Source organism: Christensenella intestinihominis, assembly GCF_001678845.1.
GTDB classification, from domain to species: domain Bacteria; phylum Bacillota; class Clostridia; order Christensenellales; family Christensenellaceae; genus Christensenella; species Christensenella intestinihominis.
Window position 1 is genome coordinate 82,355 of record NZ_MAIQ01000002.1, and the last position, 17,910, is coordinate 100,264.

Annotated in this window: 18 protein-coding genes; all 18 read right to left on the minus strand. The window is 54.2% G+C overall.

The annotated features are described in order from the left end of the window. Position 1 precedes the first annotated feature (1 nt). The 18 genes from rplU to BBD38_RS03185 all read right to left on the minus strand — a co-directional run bounded on the left by rplU (position 2) and on the right by BBD38_RS03185 (position 17,854). The gene (rplU, locus tag BBD38_RS15165; protein ID WP_066684401.1) at positions 2 to 634 is read right to left on the minus strand and encodes a 50S ribosomal protein L21; all 633 of its coding nucleotides are present in this window, start codon (positions 632 to 634) and stop codon (positions 2 to 4) included. 114 nt (positions 635 to 748) lie between these two features. Further along, positions 749 to 2,278 (minus strand): Rne/Rng family ribonuclease, encoded by a 1,530-nt coding sequence (locus BBD38_RS03105; RefSeq protein ID WP_066684404.1) that lies wholly within the window; start codon positions 2,276 to 2,278, stop codon positions 749 to 751. An 18-nt stretch (positions 2,279 to 2,296) separates the two neighbouring features. Further along, positions 2,297 to 2,962 (minus strand): TIGR03936 family radical SAM-associated protein, encoded by a 666-nt coding sequence (locus BBD38_RS03110; protein ID WP_066684407.1) that lies wholly within the window; start codon positions 2,960 to 2,962, stop codon positions 2,297 to 2,299. 282 nt (positions 2,963 to 3,244) lie between these two features. Further along, positions 3,245 to 5,065 (minus strand): TIGR03960 family B12-binding radical SAM protein, encoded by a 1,821-nt coding sequence (locus BBD38_RS03115; protein ID WP_066685371.1) that lies wholly within the window; start codon positions 5,063 to 5,065, stop codon positions 3,245 to 3,247. A gap of 64 nt (positions 5,066 to 5,129) precedes the next feature. After that, positions 5,130 to 5,300, minus strand: a complete 171-nt coding sequence (locus BBD38_RS14645; protein WP_172807745.1) for a hypothetical protein — start codon at positions 5,298 to 5,300, stop codon at positions 5,130 to 5,132. Positions 5,301 to 5,407: 107 nt separating this feature from the next. Continuing rightward, positions 5,408 to 5,812 carry a Fur family transcriptional regulator gene (locus BBD38_RS03120; protein WP_066684410.1) on the minus strand — a complete coding sequence of 135 codons (405 nt, stop codon included), beginning with the start codon at positions 5,810 to 5,812 and terminating at the stop codon, positions 5,408 to 5,410. A gap of 32 nt (positions 5,813 to 5,844) precedes the next feature. After that, a complete protein-coding gene (locus tag BBD38_RS03125; RefSeq protein WP_066684413.1) occupies positions 5,845 to 7,359 on the minus strand; it encodes a catalase in 1,515 nt (504 codons plus the stop codon). A 96-nt stretch (positions 7,360 to 7,455) separates the two neighbouring features. Then, positions 7,456 to 8,100, minus strand: a complete 645-nt coding sequence (locus tag BBD38_RS03130; RefSeq protein ID WP_066684416.1) for a hypothetical protein — start codon at positions 8,098 to 8,100, stop codon at positions 7,456 to 7,458. Next, entirely contained in the window at positions 8,097 to 8,474 is a 378-nt protein-coding gene (locus BBD38_RS03135; RefSeq protein ID WP_066684419.1) for a YbaN family protein, read from the minus strand. The genes BBD38_RS03130 and BBD38_RS03135 overlap by 4 nt, the downstream gene beginning before the upstream one ends. Positions 8,475 to 9,054: 580 nt before the next feature. After that, positions 9,055 to 10,239: a rod shape-determining protein RodA gene (rodA, locus tag BBD38_RS03145; protein ID WP_066684425.1), complete on the minus strand. Its 1,185-nt coding sequence runs from the start codon at positions 10,237 to 10,239 to the stop codon at positions 9,055 to 9,057. Between the two features lie 170 nt (positions 10,240 to 10,409). Beyond that, complete coding sequence (gene minE / locus BBD38_RS03150) at positions 10,410 to 10,697, minus strand: cell division topological specificity factor MinE (RefSeq protein WP_066684428.1); 288 nt, start codon at positions 10,695 to 10,697, stop codon at positions 10,410 to 10,412. 15 nt (positions 10,698 to 10,712) lie between these two features. Then, the gene (minD, locus tag BBD38_RS03155; protein ID WP_066684431.1) at positions 10,713 to 11,504 is read right to left on the minus strand and encodes a septum site-determining protein MinD; all 792 of its coding nucleotides are present in this window, start codon (positions 11,502 to 11,504) and stop codon (positions 10,713 to 10,715) included. Positions 11,505 to 11,565: 61 nt separating this feature from the next. After that, on the minus strand, positions 11,566 to 12,258 hold the full coding sequence (minC, locus tag BBD38_RS03160; protein ID WP_066684434.1) for a septum site-determining protein MinC: 693 nt from the start codon (positions 12,256 to 12,258) through the stop codon (positions 11,566 to 11,568). Between the two features lie 112 nt (positions 12,259 to 12,370). Next, the gene (locus tag BBD38_RS03165; protein WP_066684437.1) at positions 12,371 to 14,935 is read right to left on the minus strand and encodes a penicillin-binding transpeptidase domain-containing protein; all 2,565 of its coding nucleotides are present in this window, start codon (positions 14,933 to 14,935) and stop codon (positions 12,371 to 12,373) included. A gap of 16 nt (positions 14,936 to 14,951) precedes the next feature. Then, positions 14,952 to 15,485: a rod shape-determining protein MreD gene (gene mreD, locus BBD38_RS03170; RefSeq protein ID WP_066684440.1), complete on the minus strand. Its 534-nt coding sequence runs from the start codon at positions 15,483 to 15,485 to the stop codon at positions 14,952 to 14,954. Positions 15,486 to 15,489: 4 nt separating this feature from the next. Further along, entirely contained in the window at positions 15,490 to 16,503 is a 1,014-nt protein-coding gene (mreC, locus tag BBD38_RS03175) for a rod shape-determining protein MreC (protein WP_066684442.1), read from the minus strand. A gap of 174 nt (positions 16,504 to 16,677) precedes the next feature. Next, positions 16,678 to 17,442: an SDR family NAD(P)-dependent oxidoreductase gene (locus BBD38_RS03180; RefSeq protein ID WP_066684444.1), complete on the minus strand. Its 765-nt coding sequence runs from the start codon at positions 17,440 to 17,442 to the stop codon at positions 16,678 to 16,680. A gap of 19 nt (positions 17,443 to 17,461) precedes the next feature. Further along, positions 17,462 to 17,854: a VOC family protein gene (locus tag BBD38_RS03185; protein WP_066684445.1), complete on the minus strand. Its 393-nt coding sequence runs from the start codon at positions 17,852 to 17,854 to the stop codon at positions 17,462 to 17,464. Positions 17,855 to 17,910: the final 56 nt, after the last annotated feature.

A 17,910-nucleotide genomic window follows, 5' to 3' on the forward strand; every position in this document is an offset into this window, starting at 1 on the left:
CTTATTCCGCCGGTTTCTCGGCGGCTTCTTTTGTTTCTTTCTTCACAGCCGGTTTCTTTGCAGCGGGTTTCTTTTCCGCAGCAGGCTTTGCGGCTGTTTTCTTTGCGGCAGGTTTCTTCTCTTCCGCAGCTTTCGTCGCAGCCTTCGCAGCCGGTTTCTTTGCAGCGGGCTTTTTCTCTTCCGCAGCCTTCGCGGCCGGTTTCTTTGCAACAGGCTTTTTCTCTTCTGCGGCTTTCGTCGCAGCCTTCACAGCTGTTTTCGGTGCAGCGGTTGTTTCAGCCGTTTCGTCTTTCTTCTTTGCAGCTGCGGGTTTCGCTTTCGCTACTTCCGAGCCAACCTGCGTGATCTCTACTTTTGTGTACGGCTGCCTGTGTCCCTGCTTTTTGCGGTAATCCTTTTTCGGCTTATACTTGAACACAATGACTTTTTTTGCCTTGTCCTGTGCAAGCACTTTGCCCTTGACTACCACGTCTGCAAGCGCCGGCTGCCCAACCTGAACGTCTTTACCGTCAGACGTCATAAGCGCCTCGAACGATACTTCGGAGCCAACCTCCGCGTCCAGCTTTTCAACCTTTACTACCATTCCGGGTTCCACTTTATACTGTTTCCCGCCGGACCTGATGATTGCATACATGACCTTTACCTCCCTTACCCAGTCTCGCCGCAATTCGGCCCGTATCACGCGGATACGCGTTTACGCCTATGCGAGCGGCTCAATTAAATATATTACCATAAGGCCCCCGTGCTGTCAACAAAAAACCTGTGTATCGGAAAGCGCGTTTTTGTCGGTCACACGGGTAATAATGATCTGTTCCGGATGCGCATTTTTGGTGCTGCGGATAAAAAAGTGCGCGTTTTCAAAATGCGGCAGGATCGCCTGGTTCTGATTGTTGCGCGAAATGATATAATCCGCAAGCGTATCCGCCACGTCCACAATAAACATACCCTGCTCGTCCGGCGCCACGGTGCGGATAATTTCCCGGCGTACGCGCATCGCCATATTTTCAAGGTTATACACCCGTCCCGAGCCATTGCAGCACGGGCAGGTTGCCTGGGTCAGCGCGGAAAGCTTGCGGCGCGTTTTCTTGCGCGTCATTTCCACGAGGCCGAGCTCCGTCATGCCGAGCACATTTGATTTCGTGCGGTCGCGCCTCAGCGCTTCCTTCAGCGCGTCGACCACCTTATGCTTATTCTCTTCGGATTCCATATCGATGAAGTCGATCACGATGATTCCGCTGATATCCCGGAGGCGCAGCTGTTTGGCAATTTCCTCCGCCGCTTCGATGTTCGCGTTTAAAATCGTATCCTGAAGGTTATCTTCCCCGATATATTTCCCGGTGTTCACGTCCACCACGGTAAGCGCTTCCGTCTCGTCAATCACAAGGTAGCATCCGTTTTTCATCCATACCTTGCGCTGGAGCGCCTTGCCGATTTTATCCTCGATTTCATAGTAATCGAAAATATTCCCTTCGTGTTCAAACAGCTTGAGCCGTTTTTCCATGCCCGGCGAAACGATGTTTACCACCGCGAGGACCTTTTCATAATAATCCTTGTCGTTAATAATAAATTCATCCACATCCGGCGTAAACATATCGCGCACCGTGCGGAACAAGAGGGTTTCTTCCGCATGGACAAGACGGGGCGCCGTCACAAAATCGGACTTTTCCTGCACCTTCTGCCACAGGCGGACAAGAAATTTCAGTTCCGCCTCAATTTCTTCCTCCGTCGCCTGCTCCGCGAGGGTACGCACAATTACGCCCATATTCTCCGGTTTCAGGCGCGTCAGCAGCTCCTTTAAGTCCTCGCGCTTTTTTTCGTCTTCAATCCGGCGGGAAACGCCCACATGGTCCACCGTGGGCATCAGGACAAGCAGCCTGTTCGGCAGGGTGATATGCGTCGTTACGCGCGCGCCCTTGGTGCCGCCCGGCTGTTTTAAGACCTGTACCATAATCTCCTGGTTGGGTTTCAGCAATTCCTTGATGTTCGGAACTTCAAGCTTCTTTTTGATGCGCGCCTCGTCCGCTCCTTCCTCGAAAATAAAATCCGATTCGTCGCACAGGATATCCCCCGCATACAAAAATGCATTTTTGTCCAGACCAACGTCAATAAACGCCGCCTGCATCCCCGGAAGGATGTTGGCGACCCTGCCCTTGTAGATATTGCCGACAAGCCGCTCTTTGCCGCGCGTTTCAACCTGGATTTCCACCAGGTCTTTCCCCTCCATGAGGGCTACGCGCGCTTCATGGGCGCTTGCGTCGGCGATGATTCTTTTCACCATCGTAGGCTCCTTCAAATTTTAAAAACTATATTCCTGAAACGGGATTCTCTCCCCGTTCGCTACCGTATAACATTCTGTCCGGCAAACGCTGTATTCCGCGTCAAGCCCCGCTTCAAGCAGCAAAGCGTTTGCAACCACCGCCGGATTGAGCGCTCCGTCGCTCGCGTTCTTGAGAAGCAGCCTGACCTCGTCCCCGTCCATGCCGATTTCAAGGATCAGCGGGCGGATATCAAGCTCCCGGCCCTTCCTGTCTTTTGCAGCATACTCCCGTGCCATACGCACCTTTTCCGCCGCATTCCTTATTTTATCACAATCCTGCGCATTTTTGAAATGAATTTTTACCCGGTAGGAGGCGCTCTCGTTCTGCGCCATTAATTTTTTCGTCCCCGTCGCCTCATGCACGTCCAGGATACGCAATTCCTGGGGCAAGGCAGCGTTCAGCGCGTCCCTGACCTTCTCCGGCTCCATCTCCCGCGCGAGGGAAAGCTCGAGATAGTCCCCGTCCGTTTCATAGCCCACCGAGAGCGGGGACGCAAACGACATCACAATATGCGGGTTAAACCCCTGCGAATATTCCGCCGGAATTCCCGCGCGCCGCACCGCGCGCCCGAAGGTACGCTGCATATCGAGGTGGGAGATGTATTTGACTGCTCCGTGGCGGCTGTATTTGATGATTAATTTCATGTGTCCTTTTCCTTCGTTTTTAGAGGAAGTTCTTTTTCCTCTCTCGCATTTCGCTCGTTCTTCAAAAGAACCGCTGAACTATCACAATTTGCCTCTCGCTTCCGCTCCGTCAAATCGGATATTTCATGCGTGCTCCGTGGCGGCTGTATTTGATGATTAATTTCATGTGTCCTTTTCCCTTATCATCAAGTAATAAGTTATAGGTAATAATGAATAATTATGGTGTGCGCCTGCGGCGCACTTTATATATTTGCCGCGAAGCGGCACCTTACCTGTTACTTATTACCTGTTTACTTGCTTTTTCGCCAGCCCGCAAATATCCTGCAAACCGCACGCATGGCACTGTTTACGGCATTCCTGCGTTGTAACTCCTTCATATGCCCTGTCGCGCTCCCGCCGCAGGAACGCCTTGCCGATCCGGCAATCGAGGTGTTCAAAGGGCATTACCTCTCCTGCCGCCCGTTCGCGGTTCGCGTAAAATGCCGGATCGATCCCGCAGGCCCGGAACGCTTCCATATACCGTTCCAGCGAGAAAAATTCATACCAGGCGTCCATGACCGCCCCATTTCTATATGCCATCAGCAGCGCGGGCGCGAGCCGCCGGTCTCCCCGGGCAAGCACGGCCTCCAGAAACGAAGTCGCCGCATCGTGATAGTTGAATTTCACACCCTTGATTTTCAGCTTCCCGCGGAGATATTGCTGCTTTTGGCCCAGCGTTTCAACCGTATCCTGCGCCTCCCACATAAAAGGCGTACACGCCTTGGGTACAAAACAGGAGGCTGACACGGTGATATTCAGGAATCCCCGGCGCTTTTCCTTGGGCACGCTGTAAAACGCCTCGCGAATGCTTTTCACCATATCCGCGATGCCGTCAAGGTCTTCCATTGTTTCGGTGGGCAGGCCAATCATAAAATACAGCTTGACGGAGGAAACGCCGCTTTCAAACGCGCGCACCACCGTGGCGATAATTTCATCCTGCGAAATATTTTTGTTGATTACATCGCGCAGGCGCTGGCTTCCCGCCTCCGGCGCAAAGGTAAGTCCTGTTTTGCGCACCCGCTGGAGTTCCGCCGCGAGGTCTTTTTCAAAGCTGTCAATCCGCAGGGAGGGCAGCGATACCGACACACGCTGGTCGCTGAATTCGCGCACCAGGCCGCCCACAAGTTCGTCGACCTGCGAATAATCCCCGGAGGACAGCGAGGAAAGTGAAATTTCATCGTAGCCCGTCGCGGCGATCACGCTGCGCGCAGCCGCTCGCACCGTATCCGCCCGCCGTTCACGCACCGGGCGCATGGCAAATCCCGCCTGGCAAAAACGGCAGCCGCGCGGGCAGCCGCGCATGATTTCGAGCGTGCACCGGTCGTGCACCGTATTGATATAGGGCAGCACGGGTTTTTTGATCGTTTGTTCCGCATCAAAATTTTCCACAATGCGTTTTTTGACTACGGGAGGCGCGCCTTCCTGCCTCACCGCAACCTCCCTTATTGTACCGTCCGTATTATAAACAGGCTCATAAAAGGAAGGAACATAAACTCCTTCCAGTTTGGCGGCTTCCCGCAAAAACGCGGCGCGGGAAAACCCCTCTTTTTTATGCCGCGCAAAAAGCAGGCAAAGCTCGCGCGTCACCTCTTCGCCTTCCCCGAGGACAAACAAATCAAAAAAATCCGCAACCGGCTCCGGATTCACCGTGCAGGCGCCGCCGCCGATCACAACCGGGTCGCCGTCCCCCCTGTCCCGCGCCAGCATGGGCAGCCTTCCGAGGTCCAGCATCGCCAGCACATTGGAATAACACATTTCATAGGAAAGGTTGATTCCCACGATGTCAAAATCACAGAGCGGCATCCCGCCCTCGAGGGACCGCAGCGGTTCGCCGCTTTCCCGCAACACTGAAATCATATCCGTCCACGGGCAGAATACGCGCTGCGCCCATACGCCGGGGAGCGCGTTGATGACTTCATATAAAATATTGATGCCAAGATGGCTCATGCCCACTTCATACGTATCGGCGAACCCCAAGGCAAAATTGACCTCGACTTCCCCGGGGTCTTTCATGACGCTGTTGAGTTCCCCGCCAACATACCGCGCGGGCTTTTCCACCTTCATTAAGCTTTGTTCAAAATCCGCATTAAAGGGCACTTTTTCACCTCTTTTGCTCTGTGCCTGTGTTTTATTTTACACCCGGCCCGAAAGCCTGACGTCCATATCCACTGATTCCGCCGTCCGCCGCGCACAACCGTTCCGGCGCAAGCGTCCGCCGGTGCCCATTATAGCATAACTTCTCCCTTATCTCAATGCGCCACCTCCGGCGGCGGCCGTCTTTGAAATGCGGTGCTGCCATTCGGCACCGAAAAAGCCCTTGTTTTTTGGCAAAGAGCATAAAAGAATCCGATTCCCGGCAGTTTGCGGAAATCGGATTCTTTTTAAAAAATTAATTTTCCATGCGGCCTACTCTTTCCCTGCCGCAGTCTTTTTCTTTTGGCACGCGGGGCACAGGCCTTCAAAAACAGTACGGTGCAGCCCGACTGCATAACCGGTTTTTTCGGCCAATTCACGGTCAAGCTCCGGATGGTAAGAAACGGGCGCATCGCAAACCGCGCCGCAGCCGGTGCACAGCAGGTGATGGTGTAAATCCATGCGGCTGTCGTACCGGTCCGCATCAAACATCCTGACCTCGCGGATTTCCCCGGTTTGCGCCAGCAAATTCAGGTTCCGGTAGACTGTCCCGCGGCTGATTTTATCGTCGGACATCCGGGCCTCCAGGTAAATTTCGTCCGCAGTGGGATGATCCGTATGTTCCTTCACCGTGGCAAGAACCAGTTGGCGCTGCCTGCTGTTGCGTTGCTGCTTCATGGAAATACTCCTTCCAGGCTCATGTTTTCCGTTTACATTGTAGCAGAAAGCGTCGCCTGAATCAATTCGTCGTTGCCAAGTCCCGCGAGTTCTTTTACCCTTGCCATATCGAGCCCCGCCGCTTTAGCAAAGCGTTCTCCATACTCTGCGTCCGCGAGGTAGCAGTGGGCCGCGTGGCGGTATTTGATGTTCTCTGTGCAGGGCGCAATATCCGCGGCGGTATTTTGGATCAGGAGTTCCTTTTTGTCCTCTTCCAGTACGCGCCACAAGTCCCCGCCCGCGCGGAAGCAATCATCGGTCGGGTCGTCCTTCGGGTCATAATTCCACATAGCGCCTTTAAGCTCCAGCGGCGGCTCCATGACCTCGGGCTGCGCCGTCCACGCGCCATAGCTGTTCGGCGTATAGGCAACCTCGCGCCCATAGTTCCCGTCGGTACGCATTGCGCCGTCCCGGTGATATTCGTTGACCGGCACCTTTGCCCGGTTGACCGGAATCTGGTTATGATTGACGCCCAGGCGGTAGCGCTGTGCGTCGCCATAGGCAAACAGCCTGCCCTGCAAGAACTTATCCGGCGAAAAACCGATTCCCGGCACGACATGCGCGGGGGCGAAAGCGGCCTGCTCTACCTCCGCAAAATAGTTTTCCGGATTGCGGTTCAGTTCCAGCACCCCGACCTCAATCAGCGGATATTCCTTATGCCGCCAGATTTTCGTGATATCAAACGGATTCTCGTAGTGGCTCTTTGCCTGCTCTTCCGTCATGACCTGCACATACATCGTCCAGCGCGGGAAGTCTCCCCTTTCGATTGCGTCGAATAAATCCTTGCCATGATATTCGCGGTCCACGGCGTTGATTTTCCCCGCTTCTTCATTCGTCAGGTTCTCGATTCCCTGCTGCGTTTTGAAATGGAATTTGCACCAGACGCGCTCGTTCTTCTCATTATACAGTGAGAAGGTATGCTCGCCGAAAAAGTGCATATTGCGGAAGGAGGCGGGAATACCGCGGTCGCTCATCACCACCGTTACCTGATGGAAGCATTCGGGCAGCAGCGTCCAGAAATCCCAGTTGTTCTGCGGGCTGCGGCGGCCGGTGCGCGGATCGCGCTTTACGGCGCGGTTCAGGTCGCTGAAATTATGTACGTCGCGGATAAAGAAGGTCGGCGTGTTATTGCCGACAAGGTCCCAGTTGCCTTCCTCCGTATAGAACTTGGTGGCGACCCCGCGGATATCGCGTTCGCAATCCGCCGCGCCCCGTTCCCCGGCAACCGTCGAGAAACGCGTGAACGTCTCCGTCTCCGCGCCCGGCTGGAGCACCTTTGCCCGGGTATACCTGGAAATATCGTGCGTAACGGTAAATTTTCCGTAGGCTCCCCAGCCCTTGGCATGCATGCGGCGTTCCGGGATGACTTCGCGGTTGAAATGCGCCATTTTCTCCATCAGCCACACATCCTGCATGGCTACCGGCCCGCGGGGCCCCATTGTAATCGAGTTTTCATTGTCGGCAACCGGAGCGCCGACTTCATTCGTCAGTTTTTTATGATCGTCCATAGTTAATCCCCTTTCACATTTTATATTTGAACCCCTGCCTGATGCGGCAGGAGCTTCATGCTTTTGTAAGCCATGTATTCACGGCTTGCACCGCCGTCAAAGAGACAGGCACATGGCCAGCATCCACTGGTAAGCGCAGGTTTTCGGAAGCATCAGCATCCCGATTTTGGGATTACGGCGGGACCACAGCACCACCGGGAAATAAAATACAAAGCTGAGAAGAACCGCCAGCCATATCCACCCGAGGCTTTCGAGCACGTTCCGGTTCAGGAAAAAGAAAACCGCCGTAAAAGCCCCCAGCAGGAAAAAAGGAATGTTGCGCAGGATTCCCCAAAAAACGGGAGGATAGCGGTCCTGCCAGCGGTTTTGCGGCAAAAGGCACAACGCAATACGCACCCCTGCCAGCAGGTACACGGCAACCGTCCAGCCCTCCGGCAGCGAAAAGAACATCAGGCCGATCTGCCACAGCAAAAGGTAAAAGACCGTCATAGTGATGGATGTGACCTGTTTGCCCCGCCCGAGTGCCGGACGGTACGTTTCTTCGTCCCCGGTAAAAATAACGGCAATTCGGGGCAGGAGATGGAAAGCGTCGCCGCCCGCAAGCACCAACGCCATAATTCCCGCTACCCAGCCCGGCCCGCCGGGCGGAGATGAAAGCAAAAGCCAGGCGCCCATCAAAAGCGCCGCCGCGAGGTAGCATAGATCAAATACCGCTTCAAAAAGCCCAAATACCCGTTTCATCCACCGCACTCCCCGTTTCGTTTTTTCCTGGCCATCCACAGGATATGGACCGACACCGCCGCGCCGACAGCCGAAAGCAGTACGAACGTCCACTCCCGCCGGAGCAACAGCATAGAAAGCAAAAGCATACCCCATAAAAAAACCAGGCTAATTGCGGTCGTTTTTTTGGAAAGGCCGTTTCGTTTGGAATAGTTTTCCATATGCTCCCTGAAAAAACCGATTTTCATAATTCGCGACCGAAAGCGGGGCGAACCGGAAAAACAGGCGGCAGAAAGCAGGACGAAAGGAGTTGTGGGGAGCAAGGGGAGGAACAGGCCGATTGCGCCCAAGGCCAAGAATAGGAACCCCAGGCCGGTGAATAAAATAATTTTCATTTCCGCTCCCCTTTCGCCTATATTTAATATTAGGACTTATTATTAATAATGATAACGTTTAATGAAGCCCGCGTCAATAGCAAAACAAATTTTTACTAAAATTTTACCGGACAAAGACCATCCGGCGGGACTAAACACTATTTTGGTTATATATTTTTACTATTTTTTAAATGATTCCGATGGGTCGACGGGTATGCAGGTGTTTGTTCCAAGGCCCCCGTGAAAGCCCAGCGGCGCAGGGCAGGCGGGTTTCACGGGGGTAGGCGATGCCGCCCGTTCAGTGAACTTCCCGCTCTTTAGGCGGGAAGGAACAAGCAGGGCGTGCCCTTCCGGGTCCCCTGCGAAAGCCCAGCAGAGCGAAGCGGGCGGGTTTCGCGGGGGGTAGGCGATGCCGCCCAAAAAAGCGACGTTTCCGGCCGCATGGACGGAACGGAGCACAAAGGGTGTGCACCTTCCGGGGCCTCCGTGAAAGCCCAGCGGCGCGGAGCAAGCGGGTTTCACGGGGATATGATCCGCTGCCGCCCGTTCAGTGAACTTCCCGTCCTTTAGGCGGGAAGGAACAAGAAGGTCGTGCTGCGGATCACTGCCCCTGCCACCTCTGCCGCCGCATATCCACGCTGATTACCATACCAATGGCAATGCAGTTCGTCACCATGCTCGAACCGCCATAGGAGAAGAAGGGGAGTGGAATCCCCGTGACCGGCAAAATCCCGACGTTCATGCCAATGTTTTCCACAACATGGAAGAGCATCATGGCCGCGACGCCGATAATGATATAGGCCCCGAAATCATCCCGCGTGCGCAGGGAAAGCATAAACGTACGCCCGATCAGCAGGAAATACAGTATGATGAGCACAAGGCCGCCAAGGAAGCCAAAGGCTTCCACCGTAACCGCAAAAATAAAATCGTTGTGGCTTTCCGGCACATAACCGAGCTGGGAAAGCGAGCCGGGCGTAAAGAGCCCTTTGCCGAAAAACTGTCCGGAACCGATCGCCAGCTTTGCCTGGTCCATCTGCATCGTCGCGTCCGCGTCCTGCACGGCCTGCGCATCCGGGCTGAAAAAGGAGAGCAGGCGCGTCCATTGATAATTTCCTGTCGTGGAAATATACAAAAGGAAAACGCCGACCAGCACACCGGCAATCGCCAGCAGCCACAAAACAACCTTCCAGCTTGGCTTTGCCATGAACAGCATAACCACAAAAATGAATACATATACGACCGCCGTACCAAAGTCCGGCTGGAGTGCAATCAGTATAACCGGGAGCAGCATCCGCCACAAAACGGGAAACAGGTCGCCAAAGGTCTGGATGCCGTCTTCATTGTCTTCCGTCTTATCGGAGAAAATTTTGGCGAGCACAATAATAATCAGTATTTTGCATACCTCGGCCGGCTGGAAGCCGCGGCTGCCGATCATAAACCAGCCGGAAGTACCGTTTTGCGTGCTCCCGAGGAAAAGCACCGCCACCAGCAATGCAATACAAATCCAGTAAATCCACTCTATAAAATGGGAAAGGGCATGATAATCCAGAAGCATTACAAAGAACATACACCCGAGGCCAACCAGGAAGAAAATGAGCTGCCAGCCCGCGGTGCTCAGGTCCAGGTTTGCCAGGAATTCCGAGAATGTACTTTCATCGCCCGTAAACGGGGACGCAGTTGCGTTTAGGATGGAAAGCAAACTGTACCCGACCAGGATCACAATGATCGCGACCAGGAACCAGTCCACATATTTCCACATGTTTTTATTGACCAGTTTTCCCCTCATATACGCTCCATATTTCCTGCATTGTAACAAAAACCGTGCATGCAAGGCCGCCGCCCCGCTTTGCGGCGCGTCCGGCGCGGCGGCAACATGCCGCCCGTTTCCTTCCAGGCACGGTTTTTACACACATTCTCCGCCCCCGCCACAAAGGGGGAGTCCGGATGATGCAAAAGTCATTTTCCGGCGTTCTTCACCATCTGCTTGATCTTCTTAATGGGAATATTCATCGCAAGCTGTGAAGATACACCTTCCTCTTCCTCATTCTGCACGTTTTTGAAATCAATCTCAAATTCCGATTCGTCAATCTCAACGTATTTTGAGATAACCGCCATGATATCTTTTTTAATCATGTTTATCATATCGTCGTTCGAGGTCGTTCCCGCACGGTCATAAATCAGGACGAGCTTAAGCCGGTCTTTTGCAACCTGGCTGCTCTTCTTTTTATTAAAAAACCATCCCATGTCAAATCCCCCCGCTTATTTTGAAAACAACCGCTTGATCCGGCCGAAGAATCCCGCTTTCTGCTCGAGGTCAAGCATGGGGACATCCTCGCCCAAAATGCGCTTTGTAACGTTGCGGTATGCTTCTCCCGCAAGGGAGGTATTATCCGTCACCGCCGGTTCCCCAAGGTTGGAGGAACGGAAAATCATTTCATCCTCCGGGATCACGCCAATGAGGTCTATCCCCAGGATTTCAAGCGTATCGTCAATCGCAAGCATATCGCCCTTGCGCACAAGGTCCGGGCGCAGGCGGTTGATAAGGAGCCGCACGTCTTCAATTCCGTTGGCCGATAAAAGGCCGATAATCCGGTCCGCGTCGCGGACGGAGGAAACCTCCGGAACCGTCACAACAATCGCCGATTTTGCGCCTGCCACCGCATTTTTGAATCCGCGCTCGATGCCTGCCGGGCAATCGATCAGCACATAATCGAATTCCTGTTCCAGCTCGGCAACCAGTTCCTTCATCTGTTCGGGCGCTACCGCCATTTTATTTCTTGTCTGTGCCGCGGGCAGCAGGTACAGCCCCTCGTAACGTTTATCCTTAATCAGGGCCTGTTTTAATTTGCAGGTCCCTTCCACCACATCCACAAGGTCATATACAATCCTGTTTTCAAGGCCGAGCACCACGTCGAGGTTGCGAAGCCCGATGTCCGTATCTACGAGCACCACCTTCTTGCCCTGCATTGCAAGGCCCGTTCCAAGATTCGCAGTCGAGGTTGTCTTACCGACCCCGCCCTTGCCGGATGTAATCACAATTACGTTTTCCATATACCAAAATCCCTCTCATATATAATACTTCCGAATCAACAACACCTCAAACGCCGCCCGGCTATTTAACGCTTACGGGGCGTATGACCACCTTGCCGTCGCGCAGCTCCGCGACTTCAGGCCCGTGCACTTCCTCGCGCTCCCCCGGGAACGTAACGACGCGGCCGGAAAGCCGAAGCTGTTTGGGGCACATATTCACAGCGGCGACACATACGTCCTTGCGCCCCGCGCAGCCCGCATGCGCAAGCCCGCGCAGCCGCCCGAACACCGCAATGCTGCCCCCGGCGATTACCTCCCCGCCCGGGTTGACGTCGCCGATGACGACGATATCGCCCTCGCATTCAATGCGCTGGCCGCTGCGTACCGTATTATTCAAAAAAATCGATTGTGCGTCAAAATACGCGTTGGACACAAGCTCCACCTCGTCCGTGTATTCGTCCCTGGCGGCCGGATGCGCCGCCTCCGGGGGCTTTTCGATTTTAAGCTCCGCTTCGCGCATCAAATCCGCCTCGTCGCCGTATATCACATCGCGGATGCCAAAATCCATCGCAAATACGCGCCGCAGCTCTTTGCGCTGCGCTTCCGAAAGCTTTTTGCCGCGGATAATAACCCTGGTTTCGCTGTCCCTGAAAAAATCCTGGTTCTTTTTCAGTTTTTCCATCAGCTCTTCACGCAGGACAGGATAGGTAGACCGTTCATCCAAATAGATTTCCAGTCCCTTTTCTTTTCCTTTAAACGTAATGATGCCCTGCATGGTAAAACCTCCCGCTTATTCCCTCGGCCGCGGCCCTTACGGCCGCACGCGCCACGAAATATATTATACATGATTCGCAGGCCGTGCGCAAATGTTCATTCATCCGGGACCGTTAAGGAACCAGCGTATTTTCCGACGGAAGCACCGTGCCCGTTTCCTCGGTTTTCCCGTCGAGGTAATATTCGATAATTTCCTTTGCCGCCGGCTCTGCATGCGAGCCGCCGATGCCGTTCGGAATATAGATAACAACCGCGATTTCAGGGTCCTCGCGCGGCGCATACGCCACGAACCACGCGTTATTTTCCAGGTCGATATTGGAAACCGTACCGGTACCCGTTTTGCCCGCAATCTGGTTTTCGTATTTCCACCCGTTGAAAATCGACGTGGTCGAGTTCGCCTGTTCCGAAACCATCTGAGTCATGCCCTCCTGAATGGCGTTGAAATAGGAATCGCTTGCGTCGATCCGGTTGAATACCACCGGCTCCCGCTGCTCGATCACATTGCCGTCGTTGTCGACAATACTGTCCACAATGTGCGTCTCATACACCGAGCCGCCGTTGGCGACCGCCGCGATATACCGCGCGACCGCAACCGGCGTTACCGCCGTGGTACCCGAGCCGATTCCGGTAATGATCGTCTGCCGCTTATTCCACCGCAGTTCGGAGAGGTAGCCGTTGATATCATTGTCAAAACCGACTGTCTTGGAATAGGTCTGTGAAATCTGGAGCTCTTCATACAGGATATCCCTGATCTGTTCACCAATTTCGTAATTCGTGAGGTCCTTGCCCGCTTCCTCGATCAGGCGCTCCGCCGTCTTTTTGAGCTGCTCGTCCGTATATTCCACGCTCAGCTTTTCCCCGCATCCGCGCAGGTAATTCATCAGCGTATTGCGGATCAAAAGGGGCAGGGACGTTTTTTGCGCGGTGACCTCCACGCCCTCCGAATTTATGGTGGAAATCGGCTTGGTGGGGTCGTAGAGCACGCTCTGGTTGCCGACCTGGCCGACCACCTCGCCCGTCAGTTCAATTCCGGTAGACGACGTCAGCCCGAATTTCTCGCCCCACTGGGACAGGGTGTCCGTGCTGCCCGTTGTCTGCGCGAGCAGGTCCGCGGTGCGGTAAAAGAAAAAGTTACAGCTGTTCTTAAGGCCGTCCGCCACGCTCTGGTCCGCATGGTTATGCCACGGGCCGTCCGGGTAAGCCCAGCACGCGGGGATATGTCCCGTAATCTGTTCTTCCTTGCGTTCGTCGTCGGTAAGCGGGTATGCGCCCTCGTCTGTGATGCGCGTATCGAGGTTGATCGCGCCCTCCGCGAGGCCCGCCATGCCCGTAACCATCTTGAAGATGGAGCCGGGAATTCCCTTGGAGGAGATTGCGTTATTGAAAAGCGGCTTGGCCGGATCGTCGTTTAACGCCTGCATTTCTTCGGTGGAAATACCGCCCGTAAACAGGTTCGCGTCATAGGACGGATAACTTGCCATGGAAAGCACCCGGCCTGTGTTGACGTCGAGCACCACCGCCGCGCCGGACTTTGCCAGGTTCATTTTTTCAAGGGTGGAGTTCCCCTCACGGCTTTTGAGGGTGTTCTGCACATCTTCGTTGTCGTCATAATCCTCGGGCTTCGCCTCGTTATACTGCTGCACCTGTTCGTCGTGCACCAGGTTGACGTTGTCCTCGAGCGCCTGTTCCACCACCTGCTGCAGCTGTAAATCAAGCGTCAGGCGGACATTATAACCATCCGTGGGGGCGGTGTAGGACCGCTCGTTGATTACCTTGCCCCTGCTGTTGACCTCTACGACGCGGGTTCCCTGCTTTTCCCTTGAATTGCCCGTGAGGTATTGTTCCATTGTGCTCTCAATACCTGCCGCGCCGATCAGGTCGTTCTGGGAATATCCCTTGTCTTCATAATCCTTGATCGTTTCCTCATCGGTCATTTTGCCGAGATAGCCGACGATATGCGCCGCCACTTCGTCCTTGGGATAGATGCGGATCGAGCTTTCGCCGACCTGGATTCCGTCGAGCTGGTCGGATTTCCCTTCGATCAGCGCCACCGTATCCATATTCACATCCTCGCTGATGGTAACGGGAACATAGGAACGGTAAGACGAAAGCTGTACCTCCTGCCAGATCGAAAGAAGCTTGCGCGCCTGTTCGTAGGTATATTCTTCGGGAATACGGTAACGGATGCGCAGATCGCGGTAAATCGCGTCCGGGGACGCCTCGTCCGACACGAACATATTCTTGCACCAGTTTACCCTGCGCTTCTCGATATCCTGTTCATTGGTGATGCCAAAATCATATCCGAAGGTGCCGTCTTCGTTGCGTACGATATTAAACGTATCGATCGTCGTGCCGCCGCCCTGCTCAATGAGGGCGATGGCTTCGGAAAGTACGCTTGTATAATATGCTTTATCCGTCGTGCTGTTCCGGGTGGGGTCCCGCAGGAACTGTATATCATAGCTGCTCTGGTCGTAGGCGAGCGGAATTCCCGTAATATCGGTGATTTGCCCGCGCGAGCCCTTGAGGGTCAGCGACCTGATTTTTTTGCTTTCGGACTGGGTGGAAAGCTCGCCGCCCTGCGTCAGCGTCAGGTTCCCAAGCCCCGCGCCAAGCGCTATAAAAGCCACAAGTGTAATCGCCATGATAACGAAAAACCTGTTTTTTAATTTTTTAAACATCCTGTTTTTTCCTCACTTAAAGCTCGTCCAAAAAATGGGACGACATACGCGGGCGCATCCATGTGTTCCTGTACAAAAGGGAAACCAGCAGGTAGACCAGGAGAAGAAGCGCACCGCTGAAAGCGGCGGACGGAAGCATGTCCCGCAGGAAAATCGCCCCCAAATCAAACTGGCGCGCGCCCTGTGCAAACACAATCAGCGCCATTACCAATTCCTTAATCATATAGCCGCCCGCGCCAACAATGAAAATATGAAGCGAATTGAATTTCTCCATCCTGTGCGCCGCAATGCTTGCTACCGCCGCGGCAATCGTATAGGAAAGCGCGTACATCCCCAGCGTCGTGGAAAACATCATGTCCATCAACAATCCTGCCGCCGCCGCGAAAATAATAGGCGTTATGCTTTTTTCAACCAGTACGAGCGCGAGCACAATCAGCAATACAATATCGACCTGGATGCCGAGGCCCGCAAGGTCGAACGATGTACTGAACACCGTGCCCGACAAAATCGTACTGAGGACGCCCAGCAGGACAAAAACCACATATCTCATGCCATTACTCCTGCGGCTGCGCGCTGTCTTCCGGCTGCGAGGACGGGGCAGGCTTCGCAGCCTCGCCGACCGTTGCGCTGCCGATGACCTCATTGGCCGCGGAAATTGTTCCCGTTTCTTCGCCGTCCATCGAGGTTACCACAAACACCTCTTCCAGCCTGCGGAAATCCACCGCCGGTTCAATCCTTACGTTTTTCCCCTCCGCTTCCGTATCGGAGGAAGATGCGACCTCGCCGATCAAGAAACCCTTGGGATAAACGCCGTCAAGGCCGGAGGTGATAATTTTATCGCCCTCCATAATATCCGCGTCAAGGGGCAGGAACGTAATATACAGGGAATCGTCGAGTGAATTATTGGAAATTGCGCCCTTGACGATCGCCTGCTCGCGCGTACGCTCCATAATGGAGGAAAGGCTGCTGCGCGCGTCGATAATCGCCATTACCTTGGAAGAATTGAGGTTTACCTCCTCAATCCGGCCGACAAGGCCGTCCGCCGTAATCACCGGCATGTTTTCCTTCACCCCGTCCGCCCGGCCAAGGTTGATTGTAAACACATCAAACCAGTTGCCGGGGTTTTTCCCGGTAATCCGCGCAAGCATAAGCTCCTGGTTAGTATTATTCTGTTTGTATTCGAGAAGATCGGCAAGCCGCTCGTTTTCCTTTTTCAGTTCCTCATATTCGCGGGATTTGCTTTTAAATACTTCAAGCTCGCTCTGGAGCTCCTGGTTCTTCTGCTCCTGGTCGTCCTTGTTGACAAGGCCGTCAAAAAAGCCGCCGATCCCCGACGATACCTGATAGAAAAACTCCTGCACCGGCGAAAAGATGCCGCCCGCCTGCCCTGCGCTTTGTGAAATAGCGCCGTTGCTGCTGCTCGCAACCAACAGGATCACAAGAACGATAATAATAATGATCGTTATGACCAGCGGTTTGTTCCTGAATATGCCCACAACCGTCTGCCTTTCGTAGTTACCGGACGCGCCTTTTGCTTCCTTGCGGGCAAAGCCCGTCCGCGCATCCATAATTTTTTCAATTATACCATAAACGCGGAGGGTTTGTCATATTGCGAAGTAAACTTTTTGTAACAATTAGGCTATGGAACATGCAGATACGCAAACGGGCCCGCATCCGTGTCCTCCCGGTTTTCCGGAAAGATTCACATCTGCGGGCCCATCCCCTTGATTTTATCGCTTCGGTCAGATTTCTCCTTTTTCCTGTTTCGGCTGTCCGTTCCAGGCCGAGAGTCCCCCGTCCACAGACAGGTTCTGGCCGGTGATATGTCCTGCCGCGTCCGAAGCCAGAAAGACCGCCGCTTCTGCAATCTGGGAAGGCTCCCCGAGCACATGGTCGGGCAGGGCGGCAAGGAAGGCCGACATAACGTCTTCGCCCGTGCCGTTTAAAAACATCGGCGTCTTCGTCGCCGAGGGCGAAATACAGTTAATGCGTATCCCCTCCCCGGCATAGTCGAGCGCCGCCGAACGAGTCAGGTTGATAACCGCGGCCTTGCTTGCACAGTAAAGGGGCGCGTTGTAGTCCCCCCGCATACCTGAAATTGACGCAATATTTACGACTGCGCCCTTCCCTTTTTCGATCATACCCGGAAGCAGGGCGCGCATCATATAAAATATCCCGCGGACATTGACGTCAAACTGGATATCAAAATCCTCTTTTGCCGCTTCGTGCAGCTTTCCCCCGCGGAATACGCCCGCACAGTTTACCAATACGTCGCAGCCTCCCGTCTTTGCGGCCAGTTCCTTCACGCTTTCCTCCCGTGAAATGTCGGACGGGACGGCGCGCACTTTGCCGTCTCCATATTGCTCCGCAAGCGCCCGCGCCGTTTCCCCGAGCAATTCCTTGTTTGCATCCGTGGCGACCACGATGTCCCCAAGGGCAAGGAACGCCTTTGCAACCGCTTTCCCGATGCCGCTTGCGGCGCCGGTCACTACTACAGTCCTTTGCATTGCCTTTCCTCCCCTGCCGTCACAGAATCTGGTCAAATTCAATCTCCTCGCCGGTGGGCGATTTGATTTTGAAATACCTGCATCCGTTTTCCCATGCGGACTCCATGTCCTGTATTCCGCCGGTCGTACACGGATAGCCCATCTTCACGCTGTATTCGTAATCCTTTTCGATGTCGTCGGAAACGAACGAAATATGGTCGATCTTTCCCCTGACGCTTTCTCCGACTCCCGATACCGGCTGGAACACTTCATAGTTGATCCCGTTTCCGCGCAGGAATTTGCACGGCGTGCCGTCCGGCGCAATACATTCCCCGTACAGTTCAAACCCAAGTACCTCTGTATACCAGGCGACGGTGGCGTCAATGTCGTCTGTTGCCAGCCCGATATGGTCGTGTTTCCTGTTTTTCAGCATTTGTCTGCTCCTTTCATGGCAGGCGCCCGGGCGGCGAAAAACGTCGCCCAAGTCCT

Coding starts and splice junctions, on each gene's coding strand:
- mreD (WP_066684440.1), bottom strand. CDS start 15,485: ATGAGATATGTGGTTTTTGTCCTGCTGGGCGTCCTCAGTACGATTTTG.
- BBD38_RS14645 (WP_172807745.1), bottom strand. CDS start 5,300: ATGGCAGCACCGCATTTCAAAGACGGCCGCCGCCGGAGGTGGCGCATT.
- BBD38_RS03135 (WP_066684419.1), bottom strand. CDS start 8,474: ATGAAAATTATTTTATTCACCGGCCTGGGGTTCCTATTCTTGGCCTTG.
- minE (WP_066684428.1), bottom strand. CDS start 10,697: ATGGGATGGTTTTTTAATAAAAAGAAGAGCAGCCAGGTTGCAAAAGAC.
- BBD38_RS03130 (WP_066684416.1), bottom strand. CDS start 8,100: ATGAAACGGGTATTTGGGCTTTTTGAAGCGGTATTTGATCTATGCTAC.
- BBD38_RS03110 (WP_066684407.1), bottom strand. CDS start 2,962: ATGAAATTAATCATCAAATACAGCCGCCACGGAGCAGTCAAATACATC.
- BBD38_RS03115 (WP_066685371.1), bottom strand. CDS start 5,065: ATGAAGGTGGAAAAGCCCGCGCGGTATGTTGGCGGGGAACTCAACAGC.
- mreC (WP_066684442.1), bottom strand. CDS start 16,503: ATGGATGCGCGGACGGGCTTTGCCCGCAAGGAAGCAAAAGGCGCGTCC.
- minC (WP_066684434.1), bottom strand. CDS start 12,258: ATGCAGGGCATCATTACGTTTAAAGGAAAAGAAAAGGGACTGGAAATC.
- BBD38_RS03125 (WP_066684413.1), bottom strand. CDS start 7,359: ATGGACGATCATAAAAAACTGACGAATGAAGTCGGCGCTCCGGTTGCC.
- rodA (WP_066684425.1), bottom strand. CDS start 10,239: ATGAGGGGAAAACTGGTCAATAAAAACATGTGGAAATATGTGGACTGG.
- BBD38_RS03105 (WP_066684404.1), bottom strand. CDS start 2,278: ATGGTGAAAAGAATCATCGCCGACGCAAGCGCCCATGAAGCGCGCGTA.
- BBD38_RS03185 (WP_066684445.1), bottom strand. CDS start 17,854: ATGCTGAAAAACAGGAAACACGACCATATCGGGCTGGCAACAGACGAC.
- BBD38_RS03165 (WP_066684437.1), bottom strand. CDS start 14,935: ATGTTTAAAAAATTAAAAAACAGGTTTTTCGTTATCATGGCGATTACA.
- BBD38_RS03180 (WP_066684444.1), bottom strand. CDS start 17,442: ATGCAAAGGACTGTAGTAGTGACCGGCGCCGCAAGCGGCATCGGGAAA.
- BBD38_RS03120 (WP_066684410.1), bottom strand. CDS start 5,812: ATGAAGCAGCAACGCAACAGCAGGCAGCGCCAACTGGTTCTTGCCACG.
- minD (WP_066684431.1), bottom strand. CDS start 11,504: ATGGAAAACGTAATTGTGATTACATCCGGCAAGGGCGGGGTCGGTAAG.
- rplU (WP_066684401.1), bottom strand. CDS start 634: ATGTATGCAATCATCAGGTCCGGCGGGAAACAGTATAAAGTGGAACCC.